This window comes from Nocardia sp. CDC160 (assembly GCF_035818795.1).
In the GTDB taxonomy this organism is placed as follows: domain Bacteria; phylum Actinomycetota; class Actinomycetes; order Mycobacteriales; family Mycobacteriaceae; genus Nocardia.
The window spans coordinates 1,079,732-1,103,905 of sequence record NZ_JAYKYT010000004.1; the positions used below are offsets into that span (position 1 = coordinate 1,079,732).

Annotated in this window: 26 protein-coding genes; 16 read left to right on the forward strand and 10 right to left on the reverse strand. The window is 68.2% G+C overall.

All coding sequences use genetic code 11. The features are described 5' to 3' along the window. The first annotated feature begins 17 nt into the window (after positions 1-17). From VMT40_RS26355 to VMT40_RS26375, 5 genes are all read left to right on the forward strand, one after another. Positions 18-1,469, forward strand: coding sequence for an APC family permease (locus tag VMT40_RS26355; RefSeq protein ID WP_326361468.1), 1,452 nt, complete (start codon positions 18-20; stop codon positions 1,467-1,469). 82 nt (positions 1,470-1,551) lie between these two features. Further along, positions 1,552-1,998 carry a MarR family winged helix-turn-helix transcriptional regulator gene (locus tag VMT40_RS26360; RefSeq protein WP_326361469.1) on the forward strand — a complete coding sequence of 149 codons (447 nt, stop codon included), beginning with the start codon at positions 1,552-1,554 and terminating at the stop codon, positions 1,996-1,998. Beyond that, positions 1,995-3,359: an MFS transporter gene (locus VMT40_RS26365; protein ID WP_326361470.1), complete on the forward strand. Its 1,365-nt coding sequence runs from the start codon at positions 1,995-1,997 to the stop codon at positions 3,357-3,359. The genes VMT40_RS26360 and VMT40_RS26365 overlap by 4 nt, the downstream gene beginning before the upstream one ends. Positions 3,360-3,416: 57 nt before the next feature. Next, entirely contained in the window at positions 3,417-4,478 is a 1,062-nt protein-coding gene (locus tag VMT40_RS26370) for a mechanosensitive ion channel family protein (protein ID WP_326361471.1), read from the forward strand. Between the two features lie 24 nt (positions 4,479-4,502). Continuing rightward, positions 4,503-5,387, forward strand: coding sequence for an alpha/beta fold hydrolase (locus VMT40_RS26375; protein ID WP_326361472.1), 885 nt, complete (start codon positions 4,503-4,505; stop codon positions 5,385-5,387). Here the strand turns inward: VMT40_RS26375 and VMT40_RS26380 are convergent, their stop codons facing one another. Then, the gene (locus tag VMT40_RS26380; protein WP_326361473.1) at positions 5,388-5,981 is read right to left on the reverse strand and encodes a TetR/AcrR family transcriptional regulator; all 594 of its coding nucleotides are present in this window, start codon (positions 5,979-5,981) and stop codon (positions 5,388-5,390) included. Between the two features lie 89 nt (positions 5,982-6,070). Here VMT40_RS26380 and VMT40_RS26385 point away from each other — a divergent pair, with 89 nt between their 5' ends. Both VMT40_RS26385 and VMT40_RS26390 read left to right on the forward strand, forming a co-directional pair. Further along, positions 6,071-6,985 carry an alpha/beta fold hydrolase gene (locus VMT40_RS26385; RefSeq protein ID WP_326361474.1) on the forward strand — a complete coding sequence of 305 codons (915 nt, stop codon included), beginning with the start codon at positions 6,071-6,073 and terminating at the stop codon, positions 6,983-6,985. A 52-nt stretch (positions 6,986-7,037) separates the two neighbouring features. After that, complete coding sequence (locus VMT40_RS26390; RefSeq protein ID WP_326361475.1) at positions 7,038-7,922, forward strand: alpha/beta fold hydrolase; 885 nt, start codon at positions 7,038-7,040, stop codon at positions 7,920-7,922. Here the strand turns inward: VMT40_RS26390 and VMT40_RS26395 are convergent. Beyond that, a complete protein-coding gene (locus VMT40_RS26395) occupies positions 7,907-8,833 on the reverse strand; it encodes an AfsR/SARP family transcriptional regulator (RefSeq protein WP_326361476.1) in 927 nt (308 codons plus the stop codon). The genes VMT40_RS26390 and VMT40_RS26395 overlap by 16 nt on opposite strands. Positions 8,834-8,962: 129 nt before the next feature. Here VMT40_RS26395 and VMT40_RS26400 point away from each other — a divergent pair, with 129 nt between their 5' ends. Genes VMT40_RS26400 through VMT40_RS26410 form a run of 3 tightly spaced genes read left to right on the forward strand, consistent with a single transcriptional unit; the run spans position 8,963 to position 12,250 of the window. Beyond that, a complete protein-coding gene (locus tag VMT40_RS26400) occupies positions 8,963-10,942 on the forward strand; it encodes a sensor histidine kinase (protein WP_326361477.1) in 1,980 nt (659 codons plus the stop codon). Next, positions 10,939-11,574 (forward strand): response regulator transcription factor, encoded by a 636-nt coding sequence (locus tag VMT40_RS26405; protein WP_326361478.1) that lies wholly within the window; start codon positions 10,939-10,941, stop codon positions 11,572-11,574. Before VMT40_RS26400 ends, VMT40_RS26405 begins: the two co-directional genes overlap by 4 nt. Before the next feature lie 49 nt (positions 11,575-11,623). Continuing rightward, complete coding sequence (locus VMT40_RS26410; protein WP_326361479.1) at positions 11,624-12,250, forward strand: alpha-ketoglutarate-dependent dioxygenase AlkB; 627 nt, start codon at positions 11,624-11,626, stop codon at positions 12,248-12,250. Between the two features lie 61 nt (positions 12,251-12,311). Here the strand turns inward: VMT40_RS26410 and VMT40_RS26415 are convergent, their stop codons facing one another. Both VMT40_RS26415 and VMT40_RS26420 read right to left on the reverse strand, forming a co-directional pair. Next, positions 12,312-13,544, reverse strand: coding sequence for an FAD-dependent oxidoreductase (locus VMT40_RS26415; RefSeq protein ID WP_326361480.1), 1,233 nt, complete (start codon positions 13,542-13,544; stop codon positions 12,312-12,314). Between the two features lie 76 nt (positions 13,545-13,620). After that, positions 13,621-14,133: a DUF4334 domain-containing protein gene (locus VMT40_RS26420; protein ID WP_326361758.1), complete on the reverse strand. Its 513-nt coding sequence runs from the start codon at positions 14,131-14,133 to the stop codon at positions 13,621-13,623. Positions 14,134-14,357: 224 nt separating this feature from the next. Here VMT40_RS26420 and VMT40_RS26425 point away from each other — a divergent pair, with 224 nt between their 5' ends. From VMT40_RS26425 to VMT40_RS26440, 4 genes are read left to right on the forward strand one after another with little or no spacing between them, the layout of a single operon-like run. Beyond that, a complete protein-coding gene (locus tag VMT40_RS26425; RefSeq protein WP_326361481.1) occupies positions 14,358-15,377 on the forward strand; it encodes a hypothetical protein in 1,020 nt (339 codons plus the stop codon). A 5-nt stretch (positions 15,378-15,382) separates the two neighbouring features. Next, complete coding sequence (locus VMT40_RS26430) at positions 15,383-16,363, forward strand: hypothetical protein (RefSeq protein WP_326361482.1); 981 nt, start codon at positions 15,383-15,385, stop codon at positions 16,361-16,363. 30 nt (positions 16,364-16,393) lie between these two features. Beyond that, a complete protein-coding gene (locus VMT40_RS26435; protein WP_326361483.1) occupies positions 16,394-17,647 on the forward strand; it encodes an adenylosuccinate synthetase in 1,254 nt (417 codons plus the stop codon). A 10-nt stretch (positions 17,648-17,657) separates the two neighbouring features. Then, on the forward strand, positions 17,658-18,281 hold the full coding sequence (locus tag VMT40_RS26440; RefSeq protein WP_326361484.1) for an NUDIX hydrolase: 624 nt from the start codon (positions 17,658-17,660) through the stop codon (positions 18,279-18,281). Between the two features lie 72 nt (positions 18,282-18,353). Here VMT40_RS26440 and VMT40_RS26445 read toward each other — a convergent pair whose 3' ends face one another. After that, positions 18,354-19,289: an NADP-dependent oxidoreductase gene (locus VMT40_RS26445; protein ID WP_326361485.1), complete on the reverse strand. Its 936-nt coding sequence runs from the start codon at positions 19,287-19,289 to the stop codon at positions 18,354-18,356. 110 nt (positions 19,290-19,399) lie between these two features. Here VMT40_RS26445 and VMT40_RS26450 point away from each other — a divergent pair, with 110 nt between their 5' ends. Then, the gene (locus VMT40_RS26450) at positions 19,400-19,804 is read left to right on the forward strand and encodes a winged helix-turn-helix transcriptional regulator (RefSeq protein WP_326361486.1); all 405 of its coding nucleotides are present in this window, start codon (positions 19,400-19,402) and stop codon (positions 19,802-19,804) included. 38 nt (positions 19,805-19,842) lie between these two features. On the opposite strand, the gene VMT40_RS26455 is transcribed toward VMT40_RS26450, so the two are convergent. Continuing rightward, positions 19,843-20,415, reverse strand: coding sequence for a TetR/AcrR family transcriptional regulator (locus VMT40_RS26455; protein ID WP_326361487.1), 573 nt, complete (start codon positions 20,413-20,415; stop codon positions 19,843-19,845). 85 nt (positions 20,416-20,500) lie between these two features. Here VMT40_RS26455 and VMT40_RS26460 point away from each other — a divergent pair, with 85 nt between their 5' ends. Further along, positions 20,501-21,484 (forward strand): quinone oxidoreductase family protein, encoded by a 984-nt coding sequence (locus VMT40_RS26460; RefSeq protein ID WP_326361488.1) that lies wholly within the window; start codon positions 20,501-20,503, stop codon positions 21,482-21,484. Here VMT40_RS26460 and VMT40_RS26465 read toward each other — a convergent pair. The 4 genes from VMT40_RS26465 to VMT40_RS26480 are packed head-to-tail and all read right to left on the reverse strand — an operon-like array spanning position 21,460 to position 24,029. Beyond that, positions 21,460-21,717, reverse strand: coding sequence for a YciI family protein (locus tag VMT40_RS26465; RefSeq protein ID WP_326307884.1), 258 nt, complete (start codon positions 21,715-21,717; stop codon positions 21,460-21,462). The two genes, VMT40_RS26460 and VMT40_RS26465, sit on opposite strands and share 25 nt — an antisense overlap. 54 nt (positions 21,718-21,771) lie before the next feature. Next, on the reverse strand, positions 21,772-22,281 hold the full coding sequence (nusB, locus tag VMT40_RS26470; RefSeq protein WP_326361489.1) for a transcription antitermination factor NusB: 510 nt from the start codon (positions 22,279-22,281) through the stop codon (positions 21,772-21,774). Positions 22,282-22,301: 20 nt separating this feature from the next. Beyond that, on the reverse strand, positions 22,302-22,865 hold the full coding sequence (efp, locus tag VMT40_RS26475; RefSeq protein WP_326361490.1) for an elongation factor P: 564 nt from the start codon (positions 22,863-22,865) through the stop codon (positions 22,302-22,304). A gap of 39 nt (positions 22,866-22,904) precedes the next feature. After that, on the reverse strand, positions 22,905-24,029 hold the full coding sequence (locus VMT40_RS26480; protein ID WP_326361491.1) for a M24 family metallopeptidase: 1,125 nt from the start codon (positions 24,027-24,029) through the stop codon (positions 22,905-22,907). Positions 24,030-24,174: the final 145 nt, after the last annotated feature.

Sequence of the window (24,174 nt, forward strand, 5' to 3'; positions counted from 1 at the left end):
GCGCCCCGGAGGCAGCCATGACCGGCCCCCGCACCTTGCCCCGAAGAATCGGCCTGTTCCAGGCCACGACCATCAATATGAGCCAGATGGTCGGCATCGGACCCTTCGTCACCATCCCGCTCATGGTCGCGGCCTTCGGCGGGCCGCACGCCGTCATCGGCTTCATCGCCGGGGCGGTGCTGGCCCTCGTGGACGGGCTCGTCTGGGCCGAACTCGGGGCGGCCATGCCCGGCGCGGGCGGGACGTACGTGTATCTGCGCGAGGCGTTCCAGTACCGGTCCGGGCGGCTGATGCCGTTCCTGTTCGTCTGGACCGCAATACTTTTCATTCCGCTGATCATGTCGACGGGCGTGCAGGGCCTGGTGCAGTACCTGACCTATCTCTGGCCGTCCATGACCACCGCGCAGGGCGATATCGTCGGGCTGGCCGTGGTCGCGCTCGTGCTCGTGCTGCTGTGGCGGCGCATCGATTCCATCGGCCGGATCACCGTGGTGATGTGGGCGGTCATGATCGTGTCGGTGGCAGCGGTGATTCTGGCGTCGTTCACGCACTTTCATCCGAGCATGGCGTTCACCTGGCCCGATCACGCCATCGACTTCGGGCACGGCAGCTTCTGGCTGGGGTTCGCCTCCGGGCTGACCATCGGCATCTACGACTACCTCGGCTACAACACCACCGCGTATCTCGGTGCGGAGCTGAAGGATCCGGGTCGCGTACTTCCCCGCTCGATCATCTACGCGGTGCTCGCGGTCATGGTGATCTACCTCGGCATGCAGATCGGGGTGCTGGGCGTCATCGACTGGCACGACATGCTCGACTCGAACAATGTGGCCTCGCAGTCGGTGGCCTCGGCGGTGCTGGAGAAGACGATGGGCAAGAGCGCGGCCAATGTCGTGACGGTGCTGATTCTCGTCACCGCGTTCGCCTCGGTTTTTGCCGGACTGCTCGGCGGGTCGCGAGTGCCGTTCGACGCAGCCCGCGACAAGGTGTTCTTCAAATCCTTTGCCCGCCTGCATCCCAAGCACGAATTCCCGATGCTCGGGCTGATCGTCATGGGCGTGATCACCGCGGCCGGGTTCGTGTTCGCCCGGCACGTCGGCACCTCGGCCACGCATCCGCCTCTGGCCGTGCTGATTTCGCTGCTGACCACCGTCATGGTGATCGTTCAGGCGTTCGCGCAGATCGCGGCGGTGGTCGTGCTGCGTCGACGGCAACCGGCATTGGTCCGACCGTACAAGATGCTGCTGTACCCATTGCCCGCGGTGGTCGCGGCGGTCGGCTGGGCCGTGATCTATGGATACGCGGACAAGGCGAACCCGGGCGTGCATCCGATCGAATGGTCGCTGGCGTGGACCGCGCTGGGCATCGCGGCGTTCCTGCTCTGGGCGCGCGTGGAGAAGACCTGGCCGTTCGGGCCCAAGCAGATTCGCGAGGAGTACCTCGACGCCGAGCCCGCGCCCGCGAGCTGACCGGCCGACTGTGCCGGAATAGACAATCCAGATTGTTCAATTTCAATTGCGCAACCTGGATTGTCTATCTACCGTGGAGAGTATGTCCGAAGCATCCACGGTTCTCTCCGACTCCTCGATCCAGGCGGCCCGTGAGCTCCGCGTTCTGGTCAGCCGCCTGCGACGACGATTCCTGGAAGCGTCCGACAATCTCGAGCTGACACCCTCGCAGCTGTCGGTGCTGAGCCGGTTGAAGCGCGGCGATGCCACCGCCAGTGAGATCGCCGCGGCCGAGCGGGTTCGGCCGCAGGCCATCGCCACCCATCTCGGCATCCTCATCGAGCGTGGCTTCGTGGAACGTCGGCCCGATCCGAAAGACGGTCGGCGGCAATTGGTTTCCCTGACCGACGCCGGGCTCGAGCTGATGGCCGGGCGGGCACAGGCCGGACAGGAATGGCTCGCCTCGGCCCTGGACCAGAAGTACACCGAGGCGGAGCGGCAGACCGTCCTGGCGGCCCTGGACCTGCTGGAAAGACTGGGGCCGCAATGATTTCCACCCTGCATCGCAGCACCCGGCCGCGCTCGGACGGTTTCGATCGGCGGCTGCTGGTGCCCATGATCACCAGTTCGATTCTGAATCCGATCAATTCGTCCATTGTCGCGGTCTCGCTGGTGCCGATCGGGGCGGCGTTCGGCGCGCCCGCTTCCGAGACCGCGTGGCTGGTGTCGGCGCTCTACCTGGCCACCGCCATCGGGCAGCCGGTGGTCGGGCGGCTCATCGATCTCTACGGTCCACGGCCGCTCTATCTCACCGGGGCGGCGCTCACCGGCGTCGCCGGACTGCTCGGGATGTTCGCGCCCGCCCTGTGGGTGCTGGTGCTCGCCCGCGTCATCCTCGGATTCGGCACGTGCGCGGGCTATCCCGCGTCCATGTATTTGATTCGCAGTGAATCCGAGCGCACCGGGCAGGACAGTCCGGCCGGGGTGTTGGCCGCGCTGGCGGTGGCCAATCAGACCATCGCGGTCATCGGCCCAAGTTTGGGCGGACTGCTGATCCATCTGGGTGGTTGGCGCGCGACCTTCGCGATCAACCTCCCGCTCGCGGTGGTGTGCTTGGTTATCGGGTGGCGGCGGATCGCGAAAAACCCTGCGCGCCAGCGCGGCCGGGTCACCGATGTCGATCTGCCCGGCATCGCGTTGTTCGCGGCCATGTTGATCACCGCATTGTTGTTCCTCATGAAACCGCATGTGGCGCACTGGTATCTGCCCGCGCTGGCCGTTGCGGCCGGGGCCGTCCTGGTGTGGCGCGAACTGCGGGTCGAGCGGCCGTTTCTCGACGTCCGACTGCTGGGTGGGAACCTGCCGCTCTTGGCTACTTACACCCGGAATCTGTTGACCTGCATCGTCGGTTACTGCTTTCTCTATGGATTCACGCAGTGGCTCGAGGAAGGCCGCGGACTCAGCGCGGCCGGGGCGGGCCTGATTCTGCTGCCCATGTCGCTGACGGCCATCGCCGTATCGGCAATCACCGGACGCGGCAGGGGAATTCGCGGCAAGCTGCTCGTCGGCAGCGTTTTCCAGGTGGCCATGACGGTCCTGCTGTTGACCCTGCACTCCGGGGTGGCGCTGTGGCTGCTGGTGATCGCGGCCGTGCTCAATGGCATTCCGCAGGGGCTCAATACGCTGGCCAATCAGAACGCGCTGTATCACCAGGCCGAGCCGGAACGCATAGGTTCGTCGGCGGGATTGCTGCGCACCTTCTCCTACTTCGGCGCGATCGGCGCGGCGGCCGCGAGCGGCGCCTTCCTCTCCCCCGGCTCGGGGATCGGCGGACTGCATCATCTGGCTGTATTCATGCTGGTAGCGGCCTCGCTATGCCTGTTCCTGGGGGTCGCCGACCGCTCGCTATGATCCGAGAGTTGTCGGCAGGCGTTCCACCCACCACTGACGTTGGGAAGGAATTCTCGGATGAACAAGCCGCTGATCTGGGCTATCACCGTGGCCGTCGCGGTACTCGGCCCCTTCGCGGGCATTCTCGCCCGCAGGCTGGTCGATCGGATCGCCGCCAAGACCTCGGCCCGCAATCTGGCCGTGCATCGCATGGGATTCGGATTGGCCCGCGATCTGGCCATGCCGCTGTGCTCGCTGACCGGCCTGCTCATCGCGCTGTCGCTGCCCAATGGCCTGCCGTTCTCACCGCACGCCGTGCACCAGGTCCTCGAGGCAGCGTTCATGCTCGCCATCACCTACGCGCTGGCCCGACTGGCCGCGGAGGTGGTCACCACGGTGGCGCGCCGGATTACCGGCATTTCCGGTTCGGTCAGCCTGTTCTCGACCATCACCCGGATCGTCGTCTTCGTTCTCGGCGTGCTGATCACCCTCGATTCGGTGGGTGTGCAGATCACCCCGCTGCTCGGAGCGCTGGGCATCGGCGCGCTGGCCATCGCCCTGGCGCTGGAGGGCACCCTCGCGAATCTGTTCGCGGGCGTGCACATCCTGGCCTCGAAGACCATTCAGGTCGGCGATTTCGTGAAACTCGACAGCGGGGAGACCGGCTGGATCAGCGATGTGAACTGGCGGACCACCACCATCCAGGACATCCCCGGCAACTCCATCATCGTGCCCAACCGCAAGTTCGCCGACTCGATCCTCACCAATTTCCAACGCCCCGAACAGGACATGGCGGTGACGGTCAAGGTGTCCACCGGCTACGACAGCGATCTCGATCGGGTCGAGGCGGTGACCCTGGAGGTGGCGCAACAGGTGATGAAGGAACTCGATGTCGGTTTCTCCGGAGCCGATCCGCGCGTGCGGTTCCGCGCCTTCGGCGAGTCCGGTATCGAGTTCTGCGTCGTGCTGCGCACCCGGCATTACGAGGATCAGTACCTGCTGGTCAGCGAGTTCATCAAGGCCCTGCACAAGCGCTACCGGCGCGAGGGCATCCACATTCCCTACCCCGTGCGCACGCTGGCCTTCGCTCCCGAGGACGACCCCCGATCCTGGCTACCGGCCAGTCTTCATACACCGTAAACCGCAGTGTGCGATGCTCGAAGGGTGAGCAACGACGCTGAATTCACCGAACCGGCCCGGGTTTCCTTCCGCGGGTACGGCGGCCTCACCATCGCCGGGGACAGCTGGGGACCCCAGGACGGACCGCTGGTGGTGTTCCTGCACGGCGGCGGGCAGACCCGCGGATCCTGGAAGGACTCCGGACTCGCGCTGGCGAAGGCCGGAATGCACGCGGTTCTACTCGACGCGCGTGGACACGGCGACAGCGACTGGGATCCCGAGGGCAATTATCGCCGCGAGGCCATGGTCGAGGACCTCATGGCCGTGCTGCGCGAACTCGACAAGCCCGCCTTCATCGTCGGCGCGAGCATGGGCGGACTCACCGGGCTGATGGCCACCACTCATCCTGAGCACGAGCGTATTACGGGGCTGGTGCTCGTGGACGTGGTGCCGCGTCCGGAGCGCAAGGGCGTCGAGCGCGTCATCAACTTCCTGAGCAGCAATCCGGAGGGCTTCGCCAGCCTCGAGGAGGCCGCCGACGCCGTCGCCGCCTACCTTCCCCACCGCCGCCGCCCCCGTAATCCCGAAGGGCTGCAACGCAATCTGCGTCTGCGCGCCGACGGTCGCTGGTATTGGCACTGGGATCCGGCCATGATGGGCGGCCCGCGCGACGGCCGCGGCGAGGAGATCGACGTGCACACCGAGGCCCTCGAGAACGCCGCCCGCAACCTGACCATCCCGGTCCTACTGGTGCGCGGCGCGCTCTCCGACGTGGTCAGCGAAGAGGGCGTCGCCGCCTTCCGCGCCCTGGTCCCCCACGCCGAGTACACCGAGATCGGCACCGCCGCCCACACCGCGGCCAGCGACGCCAATGACGAATTCACCGACGCCGTCGTGGATTTCGTGCGCGCCCAGATCGAATCGCAGTAGCTAGGTGAACACCCGGTCGAGCATGTGGTCGAGCACTTCGACCGCCCGCTCCCGGGTGACCCCGCCCGCCAGAATCGCCTGACTGACGGCGCTGGTCGTAAGCACGATCAACTCCGCGTCCAGTTCGTTTGCGCGCGTATCGGATTCATCGGGCCGCGCCCGCCGCAACTGCTCGGTGAAGCTGGTGATCAAGTACCGCGGCGCCCCCATCATCTCGTCCGAAGTAACGGTATTCCCAGTCAAATTCGCCGCATGAAACGCCGCGAACACCAAATTATCCTGGTGCCGACCATCATCCAGCGGCAGCAGCCCGATCGCCACCGCCCGAATCACCTCCCGCGCCGAGGCCTCCGCCCCCAACCCCCCAACCGATTCCGCAAACCCCTTCCCCCAGTCCTCCACCACGGCCCGATGCGTAGCGAGCATCAATTCCCGCTTACTCCCGAAGTAGTACTGAATCAGCCGCACCGAAACCCCCGCCTCGGCCGCCACCGCCTGAAACGTCGCCGCATCCAGCCCACCCGCGGCAATGACCTTCCGAGCGGCAGTAGTGATCTCCCGCCGCCGCTGCTCATGATCAACCAAACGCGGCATCCAACCAGCTCTCCTGTATCCGCTCGGGCAAGAGATTTTTGATGGTACGCCCATACCATTTTTATGGTACGTTCATACCATCAAAGGTGATGAAGGGGAGGCCGATGGCCAAGATCAGCAAGTTCCGGAGCGAGGCGGCACGCGAGGAATTCCTGCGGCTGTACGCCGGATTCGAGGACCGGTGGCCGATTCCGTCGACGACGTTCGAGGTTCCCGGCGCGTACGGGAGGACATTCGTCCGCCGATCCGGCTCCGGCACAAGGACTCCGGTGGTGCTGCTGCACTCCTACGGGGCCAACGGCTTGTATTGGCATCGGCGGATCGAGGAGTTCACACGCGACCGGGTGGTCTACACACCCGACACCCTCGGTACCGCCGGGCGCAGCGTCCAAACGGCACCGATCAGCGGGGAAGCCGACCTCACGGCCTGGGTGCGAGAACTGCTGACCGCCCTCGACCACGACCGAGTGCACCTGATCGGCTACTCGCACGGGGCCTGGCACGCGATCCTGGCCGCACTCGCGCAGCCCGAGCACTTGGCGAGCGTCACTCTCGTGGAGCCCGGCGGCGTATTCAACAAGCCGCTGTGGCGCACCCTGTTCACGATGATGCGATTCGGCCTCGGTGGCCGCAGCGATGAGAACATGCGCAAGCTGAACGAGTGGTTCACCCCGGGTGTCACCTTCTCCGACGAGGAGTGGGCCATCGCCAAGGCCGCGATCATGGGCTTCCAGATGCGGATCGGCTGGGCGCGGGTACTGAAAGACGCTGAACTCCAGTCCATCTCCACGCCGACGCTGGGAATCTTCGGCGGCGAGAGCCTGGCCTCGCGCGACCCGGAAGGTGCGGCACGCAGACTCGCCAAGCAGATCCCCAACAGTGAGGTCGAGGTCTATCCCGGCATCGGCCACGCGATCCTCGACCAGATCCCCGAGCAGGTCGTTCCGCGCATTCTCGACTTCCTCGACCAGCACGAACCGGCCGAGCTCCACCGCGCGACCTAACCGAATGCCCTGAGCGGCAATGGGACTGACGACATCACCAAAGGGAGACGCCATGACCCGGATCGGGCAATGGAAGAGCGAGGCGGCTCGGGACGCCTACATGAAGGCCTATGCGTCACTATCGAAGCTGTGGACGGTCCCGTTCACCGAGTTCGACGTCGAAACTTCGTACGGAACAACACATGTCCGGCAGTGCGGCACCGGATCGGGAGCGCCGCTCGTCCTGATTCCTCCGGTGATGGGCAATGGGGCGGTCTGGTATCCGATCATCGACCGACTGGCCGCCGAACGGACCGTCTACGCACTCGACATCGTCGGTGGTCCGGGGCTCAGCGTGCAGACCGCGCCCATCACCGGCCGAGCCGACTACGCCGCCTGGCTCGACGAGACCCTCGCGGCACTCGACCTACCGCACGCCCACGTCATGGGCTATTCCGACGGCGCGTGGCGAGCATTCCTGGCCGCGGTCGAGGGCTCGCCGCGAATCGCCAGCCTGCTGCTGGTCGAACCCGGCGGAGCGGTCGGCAACACCCCGTGGCGCGTGCTGTTCAAAATGATTCGCTACGCCATCCCGCCATCGGAGAGGAATATGCGCCGGGCCGCCGAGTGGCTGATGCCCGGGAACGTACCGGTCGATGAGGAAATGGCCTGCGCCAAGGCCGGACTCGGCTATCGAACCCACTCCCCATGGCCACAGCGCCTGAAAGACGAAGAACTGCAATCGATCACCGCCCCGACGCTGCTCATCTACGGTGCCGAGTCGGTCCTCGGTGATGCCGAGGCGGCCGCGGGCCGTGCGCGACAGCAGATTCCGCACTGCGAGGTGGAGATCTACCCAGGAGCGACCCACGGCCTGCTATTCCAGGGGCCCGACAAGGACGCCGTCCTGGACCGAATTCTCGGCTTCGCCGAACTGCATGATCAGGTGGTGGCGTGAGGGGTTAGGAGGGTGGGGTCGTGGGTGAGCATGCGGTGTTCGAGGGTTTGGAGGGGGAGGCCGGGTTCTAGGGCCAGGTCGCGGATGAGGAGGGCGCGGAGGCGGCGGAGTTCGGCGAGGGCCTCGGCTTGGCGGCCGCTGCGGTAGAGGGCCAGGGCCAGGAGTTCCCAGCGACGTTCGCGGTAGGGGGCGTCGGTGAGGGCGGTGCGTAGGGCGGCCAGGGCGGTGACGGTGTCGCCGCAGGCCAGTCTGGCGGCCTGGAGTTCCTCGAGCGCCACGGCCCGCAGTTCCGCCAATCTTGCTGTGGCCCCGGCTAGTTCGGGTGTCGAGGCGAGGTCGGACCAGGGGTCTCCGCGCCATAGCTCGAGTGCCGATTCGAAGGCCGCGGCCGCGGCGTGCGGATCGTGGGCGGCCAGCCGGGTTCGGCCGTGGTCTACCAGCGTGGTGAAGCGGCCGTGGTCGGTGCGGTCGGGCGGGAGGGTCAGGGCGTAACCGGCCGCGGTGCGTTGCAGGTGGGTGCGCGCGTCGTCGCCGAGGGCGGCGCGCAGTCGCCAGACCGCGACTCGCAGGGTATTGATCGCGGTGTGGGGTCGGCGTTCACCCCACACCTGGTCGATCAGCCGGTCGTCGGGGACGGCGGCGCCGTCGGCGAGCGCGAGCGCTGCCATGATGCGCCGGGCGACCGGACCGCCCAAATCCGTGATGCGACCGTCGATTTCGACCTCGAGCGGGCCGATATCCCGGCAGCGCATGCCTTCGTCGGGGCGGCGGCGTAGGTACTCAGCGACCTCGAGCACCCGCTGCCCGGTATGTGGTCCGAGATCGTCCAGCCCGAGCTTGCCGAGAATCGAGCGCAGCATGCGTTGTTCGTCGTCGGTAAGTGCGGCCGCGGGCGGTGTGGAGATCGGCATGCCGTCGATCGTCGGGGGCGGGTGCGCCGATCGCATGAGTGGTGTTCCCGAGCGGGTCGGGAATTCTTCCCGGCCGGGCCGGGATACCGAGCGCTGCGCCGACGCGGGTGGGTGCGGTACGAATAGCGGGTGTCCGCCCCCGCTCTCGCCTCCGGAACCAGCGCACGCCGGTCGACCGTGGTCGCGTCCGCGCTGGCCGCGGCGGGGTTGTCGGCGGTCGCGCTGGCGCTGGTGTACGCCGACCGGGCCGGGTGGTCCGGTGGCGCGGTCGCGGATCCGGCGGCCGGGGTGACCGCGGCGACCTGGCTGCTCACCGGGTTGGCGACCGCGGTGGTGCGGCCGCGGCTGCCGTTCGGGTGGCTGCTGCTCGGCGGCGGGTTGTGCCTGGCCGCTGCGGGGCTACTGGCGGCGGGCGGGGAATACGCGATCACGGCGGGGCATCCGGGGCTGGGCGCGTGGCTGTCCTGGGGTCGCTGGATCCTGTTCCCGCACTTGGCCGCCAATGTGCTGATCTATCTGCTGTTTCCGACCGGGACCCTGCTCTCGCCGCGGTGGCGGGCGTGGGTGGTGGTCACCCTCGCCGCGAATCTCGCCTTGATCCTCGCGCAACTGTTGGATCCGAACGTGTCGAGTGACCCGGCCCTGTCGATCGCGAATCCGGGTCCGCACGCGTCCTGGGCCGCGACCCTGCTGCCGTTCGCGGTGGCCGCCACCGATGCCGCGTTCCTGAGCGGCCTGGCGGCCCTGGCGATTCGATGGCGGCGCGGCGGACCGGATCGCCGGATCGTGCGCGTGGTCTTCGCGTTCGCGGTCCTGGATACCGCGGGCGGTCTGCTGTTGATCCACCCGCCGGGACAGTGGGTGTACGCACTCGCGGTTCCGGCGACCGCGGGCCTGACCATGTCTATCGCCTTCGGGCTGATCCGCCATCGGCTGTGGGGTGTGCGCGAAACAGTGGGCAGGGCGGTCACTTACGGGTTGCTCACCGCGGGTGTGGTGGCCGTGTTCACCCTCGCCATCACCCTGGCCGGGCGCTCGGCGGTCCCGGCGGCCGCGCTGCTGGTGTGTCTCGTGGTGAGCCCCCTGCAGCGGCGGCTACAGGGCGCGGTCGACCGATTCGTCTACGGCCAGCGCCACGAACCGTACGCGGTGCTGTCGCGGCTCGGCACTGCGCTCGAGACCGCCGGTGATCCGGAGGCGGCCCTGATCCAGCTGGTGACGACCGCGGCGACCGCACTGCGCAGCCCGTGGATGGCCATCGAGCTGTCCGGTCGAGTGGTGGCGGAATATGGTGTGCCGCAACCTGATCGAGCCATTCGACTGCCGCTGCGCCATCAGGGCGCGGACTTGGGCGAGTTGGTGGTGGGACTGCGAAGCGGAGAAGCCGGGTTCGGTGTCGCGGATCGGCGACTGCTCGAGGACCTGACGCGGCAGGCGGGCGCGGCCGCCCACGCGGTATCACTCACGGCCGCTTTGCAACTTGCCCGCGAGCACACGGTGACCGTGCGCGAGGAGGAGCGGCGACGCCTGCGCCGCGATCTGCACGACGGGGTCGCCGCCGCGCTCACGGCCGTCGGGCTCACCCTCGACGTGGCCGAATCCGCCGCCGAGGAACCGCGCGCGCACCGGTTGATCCACAAGGCCCGCACCGATGTGGCCGCCGCGCTGGGTGAGGTGCGCCGCGTCATCGACGACCTCGGACCGGCAGTGCTGGCGGAAGCCGGGCTAGGCCCGGCATTGGACCAGCTCGCGCGCCAATTCGGCACCGCCACCATGGTCGTGAGCGCGAGCATGCGGCCCGCCGGTTCCCGGCTGCCCGCCGCCATCGAGGTCGCCGCCTATCGCATTGCGGCCGAGGCACTCCAGAACGCCGCCAAGCACGCGGCCGCCGCGCGGTGCACCGTCACCGCCGCGGTGGACGCGGACACGCTGCGGCTCGTCGTCGCCGACGATGGCCGCGGATTCGACGCCGACGCGCCGCGCGGGCTCGGCCTGCGGAATATGGCCGAGCGGGCCGAGGAGATCGGCGGACGCTGCACGGTCACCGCGAATCCGTCCGGCGGGACACTGGTTTCGGCCCTGCTGCCGATTTCGGGAGGAGAACGATGACCGCGCTGCGAGTGGTGATCGTCGACGACCATCCCATGGTCGTCGACGGCCTGACCCTGGCCCTCGATGTCGACGGCATCGAGGTCGTCGGCACGGCGGGCACCGCCCGGGAGGCCGTGGAGGTGGTGGCCCGCACCGACCCGCATGTCGTCATCATGGACATCCACCTGCCCGACGCCTCCGGCCTGGACGCGACTCGCGAACTGCGGCAACAACATCCAGACCTGTCGATCCTCATCCTGTCCATGGCCGACGACGTCCACACCGCCACCACCGCCCTGTCCGTCGGCGCCAACGGCTACCTCGTGAAGGGCGCGACCCGCGACGACATCGTCCGCGCCGTCCAAGCGGTGGCCGGTAACCAGGTCATCCTCAGCGCCGGAATCGCCCGAGCCGCACTCCCTCCCACCCCACCCCCACCCCCACCCCCGCCCTTCCCCCAACTGACCGCCCGCGAATGCGAAATCCTCGACCTCCTCGCCGCCGGTCACGCCAACCCCGCCATAGCCCGCCGCCTCGGCATCACCCCCAAAACCACCGCCAACCACGTCTCCAACATCCTCTTGAAACTAGGCGTAGCCGACCGCACCCAGGCCGCCCTCCTGGCCCGCGAAGCCCTCGGACCTCGATAAATTCCGCGACATGCGAACACATGTTCGATCATGTGGTAGCTTTTGGGGCATGTCGACGCCGCTGCAGGGATCGCTGCTGGATGGGTTTGGGGAGGTTGGGGTCGGGGCGTTGGATCGGGTTCGGCGTACCGAGCTCGGTGAGGGGGCGTGGGTTGATGTGTTGCCGGGGTGGTTGAGGGGGGCCGATGAGTTGTTTGGGCGGTTGGCGGGCGGGGTGCCGTGGCGGGCGGATCGGCGGGCCATGTATGACCGGGTGGTGGATGTGCCTCGGCTGCTGTGTTTTTACGAGGAGGGGCGGGAGTTGCCGGATCCGGTGCTGGGGGAAGCTCGGGATGTGTTGAGCGCGCATTATTTTGGGGAGCTTGGGGAGGCGTTCACTACGGCGGGATTGTGCTATTACCGCGACGGCGAGGACAGCGTTGCCTGGCATGGGGATACGTTCGGGCGGGGGGCGACCGACGACACGATGGTGGCCATCGTGTCGGTCGGGGCGGCGCGGGCGCTGCTGCTACGTCCGCGCGGTGGCGGGGCCAGTGTGCGTTATTCGCTCGGGCACGGGGATCTCATCGTGATGGGCGGCTCGTGCCAAAGGACCTGGGAGCACGCGATTCCCAAGACCAAGCGGCCCGTCGGCCCGCGCATCAGCATCCAGTTCCGGCCCCGCAACGTCCGCTAGGCGAGCGATCCACGAGACATGAGCGCGGCATCCGGTCGGACGAGGGGTCCGGACGCCGCGCTCACTCTCGCCGGGCGAAATCCGGTACGCGTTCGGGGATGACGCCGCGGCCGACGATGAAGGGTGGCAGGCTGCGGATCACGGGGATGCGGCGGAAGATTCGCAGGGCGAGTGGGGTTTCCGGGGCGTTGGAGACGTTGAGCTGACCAGCTACCGCCGGGCGGATGACGCGCGCGTGGGCGAATCGCTGTGCGCCTTGGACCACGGCGGTGGGGAGGGTGCGGTGGCGTTGGACGCGGGCCAGGTCGGCGGGGGTCACGCTGTGCGACAACAGTTTCGGGCCGAGGATGCGGGCGGTGGCGACCGCGTCTTGGACGGCCAGGTTGATGCCGACGCCGCCGACCGGGGACATGGCGTGGGCGGCGTCGCCGATGCAGAGCAGGCCGTCGGTGTACCAGCGGTCGAGCCGATCCAGTTTGACGTCGAGGAGTTTCACGTCGTCCCAGCTCTGCAGCGCGTCGACGCGGTCGGCCAGCCACGGCACCACGGCGGCCATATCGTGCATGATGACGCCGACCGGCTGCCGCGCCCGCAGTTCGGCGTCGCTGCCCTTGGCAATGAGGGTGGCGCTCTGCCAGTAGTCGCCGCGATCGAACATGACCGCGACCCGATTGGCGCTGACCACGGGGATCAGGCCGGACGGGTCCGTGTCGTGGCGCGGGATCCGGAACCACCAGGCGTCGAAGGGCGTCGCCCAGTTCCGCACGCCGAGCCCGGCGGCCGAACGCAGCACCGAGGCCCGGCCGTCACAGGCCACCGTGAGATCGGCCCGAATCTCCCCGGTCGCACCGTCTTTCGTGCGATAGCGCACCCCGGCGACCTTGCCGCCAGCATGCACGAGGTCGACGGCCTCGGTATTCATGCGCAACCGGAAGGTCGGTTCCATATCCCCCGCGCGGGCCAGCAGATCCAGCAGGTCCCACTGCGGCACCATGGCCACGTACTTGTGCCGACCCGGTATGTGGGCGAAGGTCGCCAGCGTCTCCATGCGCCCGCCGATCGGGATCTGCACCGTATTCAGCCGTCGCTGCGGCAGTTTCGCGAAATCCTCGCGCAGCCCCAGCGCGTCGAGGAGTTCCAGGGTGGTGGGGTGCACGGTGTCGCCGCGGAAGTCGCGCAGGAAGTCACCGTGTTTCTCCAGCACGGTGACCTCGACCCCGGCACGCGCGAGCATCACCCCCAGAAACATGCCCGCCGGACCACCGCCGACAATAAGACAGGTCGTACGTTCCATCGGGACCTCCCGAGTCGAGACCATCACCTTCGATGGTAGGCCGAGTCCGGCTCGGGGACAGGCACTTCCCGGGTGTCTAGCGGTCGCGGTAGAGAACGAAGAAGTACGGCTCGTTCAGCCCGCGCATATCCATCACCCCGAGCAGGGTGTCCGCGTCCACGCGCCGGAAGATGTCGATGATCGGCAGGTGGTCGTAGATCATTGCGGCACTGGACTTTCCGCGAAACTCCAGTTCGCGCAGCCGGGCGCGCGGGGTACGGGTGCGCAGCAGGGGCCGCAGCACCCCGAGCGAACCGCGCACCGGTCGCAGCGCCCGCACCGGCACCCGGCCCGCCAGGAACAGCGGGACCCGACGGGGATCGACCGCGAAGATCTCGCCGTCAGGCCCGGTGAACAGCAGGGGCTGCACACTGTCGGCGCTGTCGAATTGCTTGCCGTACCAGCCGGTTTCGACCAGCATGCCGTCCCACGGATGCCCGGTCACGACCTCGTCGCCGCGCCACCGTCCGGTGGTGATCTCCTCGACGCGCACGGCGGGCAGGCTGTCGAACAGCTCCCACGCGTCCGCGGCCGTGGCCTGCCCGGCCATCAGGTTCCGCAGGCGCGCGGCACCGTCGGTCGCGGAGTCGGCGGTTGCCATCATGATCTCCTCGGTGAGAGTCAACGACATGGTTTCTCTCACCCTAGCCTCCGCACCACGGGCGGGATTCGCATTTCCGGTCAGCCGAGCGGCCAACAGTAGTTTTCGTCGTACATACAAAAAGATGCCTCAATTCGCTGGCGCGGCTCGTTTTAGTCATCTAGCCTAAAACCATGACCACAGCGCGAGAGACCGCGGAGACCATCCGGGCGGCTCGACGGCCCGAGGATCTCTTCGGTTCCGCCGCAACCGATTCCACCAGCCGACAAGCCGCCCGACGGCGCTATCACCGGCTGGCCGCCCTCGTTCATCCCGACCGAGTGGAGGCCGTGGACGCGCAGCTCGCCAGTGCCGCCTTCACCCGACTGACCGAGCTGTACCGGCGCTGGCTGGAGCTGGACGAAGCGGACTTCGAGGTCACCGGGGCGCACGGCCGCTATCCCGTCGGAAAGCTGCACGCCTTAGGTTCGGTAGCCGACGTGTATCTCAGCGGATCGGACCGGGTCGTGAAGATTCCGCGGCGGACGGCGGCCAACCGGTTGCTGGCCGGGGAACGAAATGCCCTGCGTGACATCGCCGCCACCGCCGACGAGCACGAGTGGCTGCGGCCGTACTTCCCCGAACTGATCGACACGGTCGACCACGTGGACTCGGCGACCGGGGAACACCGCACCGTCAATGTCCTCGCCGCTCTCACCGACGGCTTCGTGACGCTCGAGGATGTCCGCGCCGCCTACCCCGCCGGGCTCGATCCGCGCGACTACGCGTGGATGCACCGACGACTGCTGCGCTGCCTGGCCGGAGCGCATCTCGCGGGCTGGGTGCACACCGCCATCGGCCCGGCCAATGTGCTCGTGCACCCGCGCCTGCACGGAATCGTCCTGGCGGGTTGGTCTTTCGCCACCCGGCCCGGCACCCCCGCCGCGGCGACGCTGAAATCGCTCGACTATCCCCCGGAGATCCGCGACCGGGTCTCCCCCGCCACCGACGTGTATCTCGCGCATCGCCTCATGCTCACCATGCTCGGCGATCGCGCTCCCGCACCCCTGCGCGCCTACGCGCACGGGTGCCTGCAAACCGATCCCAGGCTGCGCCCCGAGGCCGCGGACCTACTGGACGAATTCGACGATCTGCTCGACCGGCTCTACGGGAAGCGCCGCTTCCGGCCCTTCGAGCTCACGAAAGGTAAGTGATAGCAATGGGTTACGGACGCTGGGACGACAGCGCCTACGACGCGGCGCGGACCTTCCGCGCGGCCAAGGGCCTCGACGACTTCGGCTACACCGCGGACATGCGGTCGGTGCCGTGGGACAAGTGGAAGGCACACCCCACCCTGGATCCGCTGGGGGTGACCGTGCGGGAGTCGAGAGACTCGGCCGACCACGGGAATTCGCTGCCGATCGCGGTGCTGTTCGATGTCACCGGGTCGATGGGCCGGGTGCCGCGCATCATGCAGGAGAAGCTGGCCAAGCTGCACGGACTGTTGCAGCGCAAGGGATATGCCGATGATCCGCAGATCCTCTTCGGCGCGATCGGCGATGCCGACAGCGACCGGGTGCCGCTGCAGGTCGGGCAGTTCGAATCCGACAATCGGATGGACGAGCAGCTGCGACTGATCCTCCTGGAAGGCGGTGGCGGCGGACAGAAGTCCGAAAGCTATGAATTGGCAGCGTATTTCATCGCCCGGCACACCGTCACCGACGCGTGGGAGAAGCGTGGCCGCAAGGGTTATCTGTTCATCGTCGGCGACGAGCTGAACAAGAAGCGCTTGGCCGCGCGGCACATTCGGTCGGTCATCGGCGACGCCGTGCGCCAGGACATCGCGGTCGACTCGATCTACCGGGAACTCGCCGACCGCTGGCACGTGCACTACATCCTGCCCAATCAGTCCAGCTACTACGGGGATCCTGAGATCGCCGAGCACTGGCAGGGGCTGCTGGGCGAGCGGTTCCTGCGGCTCGACGATCCGGCGGCGGTGTGCGAACTCATCGCACTGACCATCGGCATCGGCGAGGACCGGGTGGACCTGGGGGCCGGGCTGGCCGACCTGCGCGATATCGGGTCCGACAGCGAGGCCGAGGCCGTGGGCAAGGCCCTCGCGCCGCTGGGCGGGACGCGGAGCGGCCGCAGTGTCGGCGCACTGCCCGCGGCCACCGGGATCGACGACGTCGATCTCTGAGACCGCGTCGGAAAACGAAGGGAAGCAATCATGTTCGGCGACCGTCACCTGATCGTGGTGGACCTCGGCTTCGGCGATGCCGGGAAGGGCGCGACCGTGGACTGGCTGTGCTCACCGGCGGCCGGACTCGACGTGGCCGCCGTGGTGCGGTTCAACGGCGGGGCACAGGCGGCCCACAATGTGGTCGCCGCCGGGCGGCACCACACGTTCCGCCAGTTCGGGTCCGGCACGCTCTCGCGGGTGCCGACCCTGCTGTCGCGGCACATGCTGGTCGAGCCGCTGGCCCTGGCCGCCGAGGCGCGGGAGCTGGCCGCGCTCGGGGTCGTCGATCCGCTGTCCCTGCTGTACGTCGACGAGCGGGCATTGCTCACGACACCCATACACGGGGCCGCCAACCGTTGCCGGGAGGATACGAGGGGTACCGCCCGGCACGGTTCGTGCGGCATCGGGATCGGGGAGACCGCAAGCTACGCCCTCAAGCACGACGCGCCCCGGGTGGCCGATTGCAAGCGGCCGGATGTGTTGCGGCGCAAGCTGTTAGCGCTGGAAGAGCACTATGCGCCGCTGCTGGCAGGCGGTACGCACCGCTACGACTCGATCGATGACCTGATCGACGCGTACACCGCGTTCGCGCGAGCGGTGGCCATCCTGCCGGGCGATCAGCTCGCGGCGTTCGCGGGCACCGGCCGACTCGTCTTCGAGGGCGCGCAGGGCGTGCTGCTCGACGAATGGCGCGGCCTGCACCCGCACACCACGTGGTCGACCGTCGAACCCCGCAACGCGCGAGCCATGCTGGCACGCATCGGAGCTCCCGGCTATGTGCTGGGCGTGACCCGGGCCTATATGACCCGCCACGGGGCCGGGCCGTTCCCGACCGAGGACCCGGCACTGTCAATTCCCGAGCGGCACAACGGAACCGGCGAATACCAGGGCGCGTTTCGGCTCGGACACCTCGACCCGGTGCTGTTGCGTTATGCCGTCGAGGCGTGTGGTGGCATCGACGGGCTGGCCGTCAACCACCTCGACGCGCTCGATGAAATCCGCACCGCCACCGGCTATCTCACCGCGGACGGGTGTCTCGATCGCCTCGATCTCGGCGTGTGGCAGGACCTCGAACACCAAGAGCGCCTCACCGGCTTGTTGGAAGCCGCCACCCCCGCCCTGGCCGACCTGCCCGCCGATGTCCCCGGCTATCTCGAGGCCGAACTCGGCGCGCCGGTCGTGCTCACCGCGTGCGGCCCCGACCGAGCCGATCGCACGCTCCGGATCCCGGCTCAGGCATGATTGTCCACTTGTGGAGCAACAATCGGCCGTATCCATCGATGTGATCGCCCTGCGCTACGGCCCCGACGACCCCGCCGCCACGCTCGGCATCGCCGCGCGGCGGTGGGAGCCGTTCGCCGGGGAACTCGCCCTGCCCGGCGTCCTGCTCCACCGCGGCGAACGCCTCGCCGAGGCCGCCCACCGCGCGGTCCACACCAAACTTGGTGTCCCCGAAGACGCCATCCTCGCCACCGGCCAGGTGGCCACCTTCGACGAACCCCACCGCGACCCCCGCGGCCCGACCCTGTCCATCGCCATGTGGGCCGTGGTCGGCGACCACGAGAGCGATGCCGCCACCTGGGTCTCCTTCGACGAGGTCCCGCCACTGGCCTTCGACCACAACCAGATCATCACGGTCGCCCGGGAGCGCCTGGCCGAAATGCTGTGGAAGGACCTGACTTTCACCCGCGCCCTCACCGGCGACCAATTCACCGCCACCCGCGCCGTCGCCCTCACCACCGCCCTCCACGGCACCAAACCCGACCCCGGCAACCTCAACCGCACCCTCGCCGCCCTCCCCGGATTGCAGCGCACCGGCGAACGCGTCCGTGTCAAGGCCACCGGCCGCCCCGCGGCCGTCTGGTCCTTCGCCTGACCTGCCGAGCGGCGCACGCTGGGGGGTGTTTGCCCGAATCTCCCTTCCGGAGTGCGCCACTCGGCGAATGGGTCAGGGGTGGAGGACGAGGCGGCCGCGGAGGGAGGTGTCGGCCAGGCGGTGGTGGGCGGCGGCGACGGAGTCGAGGGGTAGGGTCTCGGCGACTCGCGGGGTCAGGCGGCCGGTGTCGATCAGTGCGGCGAGTTCGGCGAGTTGGCGGCCGTCGGCGCGAATCCAAGTGTTGTCGACTCGGATTCCGCGCAAACCGACCGGTTCCGCGCCGCCGACGACGGCCGCGAACGCACCCCTGGAGCGGACCGCGTCGAGCGCCTCGGCACCGAGGGACGCGGCGTCCACCGCGCCATCCACACCGCCCGGCACCAGGGCGCGCACGGCCTCGCCCAGGCGTACGCCGCGCGGGACGAAGAATTTCGCGCCGAGTTTGCGCACCAGTGCCTCGTCGTCGGCCCTCGACGTCGCCACCACCCGCAGTCCCCGCGCGACCGCCAATTCCACCGCGAAACCGCCGACCGCCCCGGCCGCGCCGGTGATCAGCACGGTCCGCCCGGCGGTCAGGGCGAGCAGGTCCAGAGACTGCGCGGCGGTCAGTGCGCCGAGCGGGACGGACGCGGCTTCGATCGCGGAGACCGTGCGGGGCGCGTGCGCCACGGCGGTCGCGTCCAGGACCACATGGTCGGCGTGCGTGCCCAGCGGCACGTCCAAGCGGTCCGACAGGCCGTAGACCTCATCGCCCACCGCGAAATCCACGACGCCGGAGCCGATCTCGTCGATGGTGCCCGCCACGTCCCAGCCGAGGCCGATCACCTCGCGCGGCACCATCAGCCCGGCCTGCGCCAACCCGCCCGAACGGGTGTGCAGGTCAACCGGATTCACCGCCGCCGCGACGACCTTGATCCGTATCTGTCCGACACCGGCCCGCGGCATCGGAACCTCGGCCAGCTCCAACACTTCCGGACCACCGAAGGACCGAATGACGACGGCGCGCATGGGAATTCTCCTCTGCTGTAGTACTTCCCGCTTCCACAGCAAACCTATGAGGGTTACTCTCCACCGGGAAGTACGTACCCGAGAGTGCGTACCGTACGCGAGGGAGAGCCATGGCGACGAAAACGGCGGCCCAGCAGCGCACCGAAGCCCGGCGCGCCTACGACGCCTACATCCAGGAATGCCCCACCCGCCAGCTGCTCGACCGCATCAGCGACAAATGGGTGAGCCTGCTGCTCAACGCCCTCGCCGACGGCCCGCGCCGCTACGGCGAGCTGTCCCGCACGATCGCGGGCGTCAGCCAGAAGATGCTCACCCAGTCCTTGCGAACCATGGAACGCGACGGCCTGGTCACCCGAACGGTCACCCCCGCCGTCCCGGTGCGCGTCGACTACGAACTCACCGACCTCGGCCGCAGCCTGCTCCCGATCATGCAGGCCATCAAGAGCTGGGCCGAAACCCGGATCGAGGACGTACTCGCCGCTCGCGAGCGCTACGACAACACCCCGCGGGACTGAGAATCGTCGCGCCGCAATCGTTCTCGGTGCGGAGGAGGTCAGGCGGGTGGGTTGATTACGGACTGGACGAGGTCGCGGAGGGAATTGAGGAGGCGGTCCTGTTGGCCCGCGCGGGTCATTCGGGCGACCAGGTCGCCGCCGAGTGGGGCCATCAGTAGGGCGGCCATGACCTCGGCGTCGAGGTCGGGGCGGACCTCACGCAGAAGGGCGGTCAGGTGGGTGAACCAGAAGGTGTGGATCTCCTCGGCCCGGGGATGCGGGGGGATTGCCATATAGGCGACCGAGATTTCGATGTCGTCGGTGACCAGGCGCGCCATGGCGTCGAAGAAGGCGAGGAGGCGTTCGCCCGCCGGGGCACCCGGACCGAGTGGGGGCGGGCCCGAGCGGACGGCCTCCATCAGTTCCAGGGCTCCCTCTGCGACCAGCTCGTGCAGGAGACCGGCACGACTGCCGAAGCGATGGAACAGCGTGCCCTTGGCGACCCCGGCGGCGGCCGCGATGCGGTCCATCGTGGCCGCCTCGGCACCCTCCTCGGCGAACAGCCTGCGGGCCGCCGTGAGGATTGCCTGCCGGTTGCGGGCAGCGTCGGCGCGTTCCTTGGGCCGGTCCATTTCACCACTTTCGTTGACAACTTGACCGGCGGTCAATATGTTCGGCAGTGCCAACTTGACCGTCAGTCAACTTATGAGGTTTTCAATGCAAGCAATCCTATTGACCGGCACCGGCGCACCCGACGTCCTGGTCGCCGGGGATGTTCCCGCGCCGACGCCGGGGCCCGGTGAGATTCTGCTGCGCACCGAGGCAATCCCCGTGCTGTTCCCGGAGACCATGCTCCGCTCGGGCGCCTTTCCGTTGCCGGTGGAATTCCCGATTGTCTTCGGAACCCAGGCGGCGGGCGTGATCATCGCGGTCGGGGCGGGCGTGGACGCCGCGCTGATCGGGCAGCGAGTCCTGGTCGGCAGCAATACGTTCGGAACCTACGCCGAAAAGGTCGTGGTCCCGGCCGACATCGCGACCCGCATTCCGGACGCGGTGTCGAGCGTGGACGCGGCGGCGGTCGGCATGAGCGGGTCGGTCGCGCTGCGGCTGCTCGAGGCCGCGAAACTGACCGGCACGGAGACGATCCTGGTCGAGGCCGCCGCCACGGGCATCGGCGCGTACCTCACGCAGCTGGCGAAGGAATACGGCGCGGCGCGGGTCATCGCCACCGCGGGCGGTCCCGAAAAGGCCGAGCAGGCACGCGGATTCGGAGCCGATACGGTGATCGATCACCTGGATCCGGAGTGGCCGCAACGCCTGCGCGAAAGCCTGGACGGCGCAACGCTGGACGTGGTGTTCGATTCGATCGGCGGCGAATCCGCGCTCGCCCTGCTGGATCTCATGACGCCGCTGCGTGGCCGCATGCTCGGCTACGGCTTCCTGTCCGGCGCAGCCGCCCAGGTCACCACCATGGACCTGATCATGCGGGGGCTCACGTTCGTCGGCTGCTCCGGGCCGGACTGGCTGGCCGGGGTCGCCGCCGCGCGTGGGGAAGCCCTCGAAAGGGTTGCGGCGGGCTCGATCTCACCGCTGGTGGATCGGGTGCTGCCACTGGATCAGGCGGCGCACGCCCATCAGCTGCTGGCCGACCGTGCCGCCAAGGGCACGATCGTGCTTCAGCCCGTGATCTCCCACTCGTAAATGGTGAGTTCCGAAGCGCCCGTGAGGTGAATCGGATCGGTGTGAATCAGTTCCGTTGCGGCAGCCAGGTTCTCGGCGGTGATCACGTACGCGCCGCCGCTGCTGTCGGTGAATTTGCCTGATTCCACCAGCTGTCCGCGCTCGCGGACATCCGCCAGCCATTCCTTGTGCGGAACGATGACGGAATCGTCGAAGCGCGGGGTGCGCATGGCCATTACGAGATACTTGCGCACCCTGCGCTTCTCCTTCGAATTGCCTACTCGGCGTGGATTACTCGGCGTCGCTGATCACTCGGCGTCGGCGGGCGGCACGACCGCGCGGGTCGCCGCCGCGGCGGCCCGCACCTGCGGTGCCACCTGGACGACCTGACCGAGCACGCCATTGATGAACGACGGGGAATCGTCGGTGGACAGCTCCTTGGCCAGCTCCACCGCCTCGTCCACGGCCACCACCGGCGGAACGTCATTGGCGTGGAACAACTCCCACACCGCGACCCGCAGGATGGCACGGTCCACGGCGGGCAGCCGCGGCAGCGTCCAATCCTGCGACAGGTACGACTCGATGGTGCCGTCCACCCGGTCCAGATCGTCGGCCACGCCTTCGACCAGGACCCGGGTGTAGGGGTTGATCGGCGCGACCGACTCTTCACGCACCGACAGCGAGACCCGCTCGGAGAGCAGGTCCGCGGGATCGATATCGCGAGCTTCCGCCTCGAAGAGCAGATCCACCGCGCGGCGGCGCGCCTTGTGCCGTGCGCCGAGCTTCTTGAACGACTTCTTGTCCGACTGATCGGCCACGGAAGACATTATCCGTCGCGTCAGGAGTTGACGCGGCTGATGTAGCTGCCGTCGCGGGTGTCGATGCGCAGCTTGTCACCGGTGTTGATGAACAGCGGCACCTGCACCTCGGCGCCGGTCTCCACGGTGGCGGGCTTGGTACCGGCCGAGGAGCGGTCGCCCTGCAGGCCCGGCTCGGTGTGGGTGACGACGACGTCGATGGCGACGGGGAGCTCGACGAACAGCGCCTCACCCTCGTGCATGGCGATCTGGACGGCCATGTTCTCCAGCAGGAAGCCCGCGTTGCGGCCCAGCAGCTGCTCGCTCAGGTGGACCTGGTCGTAGGTCTCACCGTCCATGAAGATGTAGTCCTCACCATCGTGGTAGAGGTAGGTCATGTCGCGGCGGTCGACGGTCGCGGTCTCCACCTTCACACCCGCGTTGAAGGTCTTGTCGACGACCTTGCCCGAGACCACGTTCTTCAGCTTGGTGCGCACGAAGGCGGGACCCTTACCCGGCTTCACGTGCTGGAACTCGACGATCTGCTGCAGCTGATTGTCGATCTTCAGCACGAGGCCGTTCTTGAAGTCGCTGGTGTCCGCCACTGTCCTCGGATCTCCTACTAGTCGTTATTCAACCGCGCGTCAGTCGACGACGGTCAGGTCTTTGCTGGTGCGGGTGAGCAGTTCCGGGCCCCCCTTGCGAACCACAAGCGTGTCCTCGATCCGGACGCCACCGCGGCCGGGGAAGTACACACCTGGCTCGACGGTCACCGCCACGCCATCGAGAAGTGTACCCGTGCCCGTTTTGGCGATTCCGGGCGCTTCATGGATCTGCAGGCCGACGCCGTGTCCGAGGCCGTGCACGAACAGCTCGCCGTGCCCGGCCGCCTCGATCACCGAACGCGAGGCCGCGTCCACCGCCCGGGTCGAGACGCCGGGGGCCAGGGCCTCGCGGCCCGCCTTCTGCGCGGCGTAGACCAGGTCGTAGACATCGCGCTGCCAGCCCGACGGCTCGCCCAGGACCAGGGTGCGGGTCATATCGGAGTGGTAGCCGCCGACCACCGCGCCGAAGTCGAGCTTCACGAAATCGCCGGTGGCCAGCACCGCCTCGGTCGGACGGTGATGCGGGACAGCCGAATTCGCGCCGGTGGCCACGATGGTCTCGAAGGAGATGGCCTCCGCGCCGTGTTCGAACATGAGCCACTCGAGATCGCGCGCCACCTGGCGTTCGGTGCGGCCCGGGCGGATGCCCCCGCGCTCGAGCAGCGTCGCCAGGGCGGCGTCCGCGGCGGCGCAGGCCGCGGCCAGGCGGTCGACCTCGTAGGCGTCCTTGACCATGCGCAACTGCTCGACCAGGCCCGCGACCCCGACCAGATCCAGGCCGGTGGCCAGCGCGGACAGGCTGCGATGCTGTTCGACGGTCATGATGTGGCTCTCGAAGCCGACCCGGCCGGTCTGCCACTCCCCCGCTATCTCGATGACCCGGCGGGCGCTGGCGCGATTGATCTCCGCCCGCAGGTCCGGCACCTGCACTCCGACCTGGGTGATGTAGCGGCCGTCGGTGCAGATGATGGTGCGGTCCTCGGTCGAGTCCCAGGCGTACACCAGCAGTGCGGCATTGGAGCCGGTGAACCCGGTCAGGTACCGGATATTGATCAGATCCGTCACCAACAGGGCGTCGATGCGGTTCTCCACGAGCAGATTCCGCAGGTTCGCCCGGCGGAGCGCGTAGTTGGGTCGCTGGGTCTGATCGTGATCGGCAGACATGGGTCAAAGCTACCGCCGACACGCCGCAACACCGACACGCAACACGTGAAAGGGCCGGATAGGGAAACCCGGCTGTCCACAACCGAGGAAGTTATCCACATTCTGCGATCGGACCCCCCACGGACCCGCCGACCGCGAGAACCTC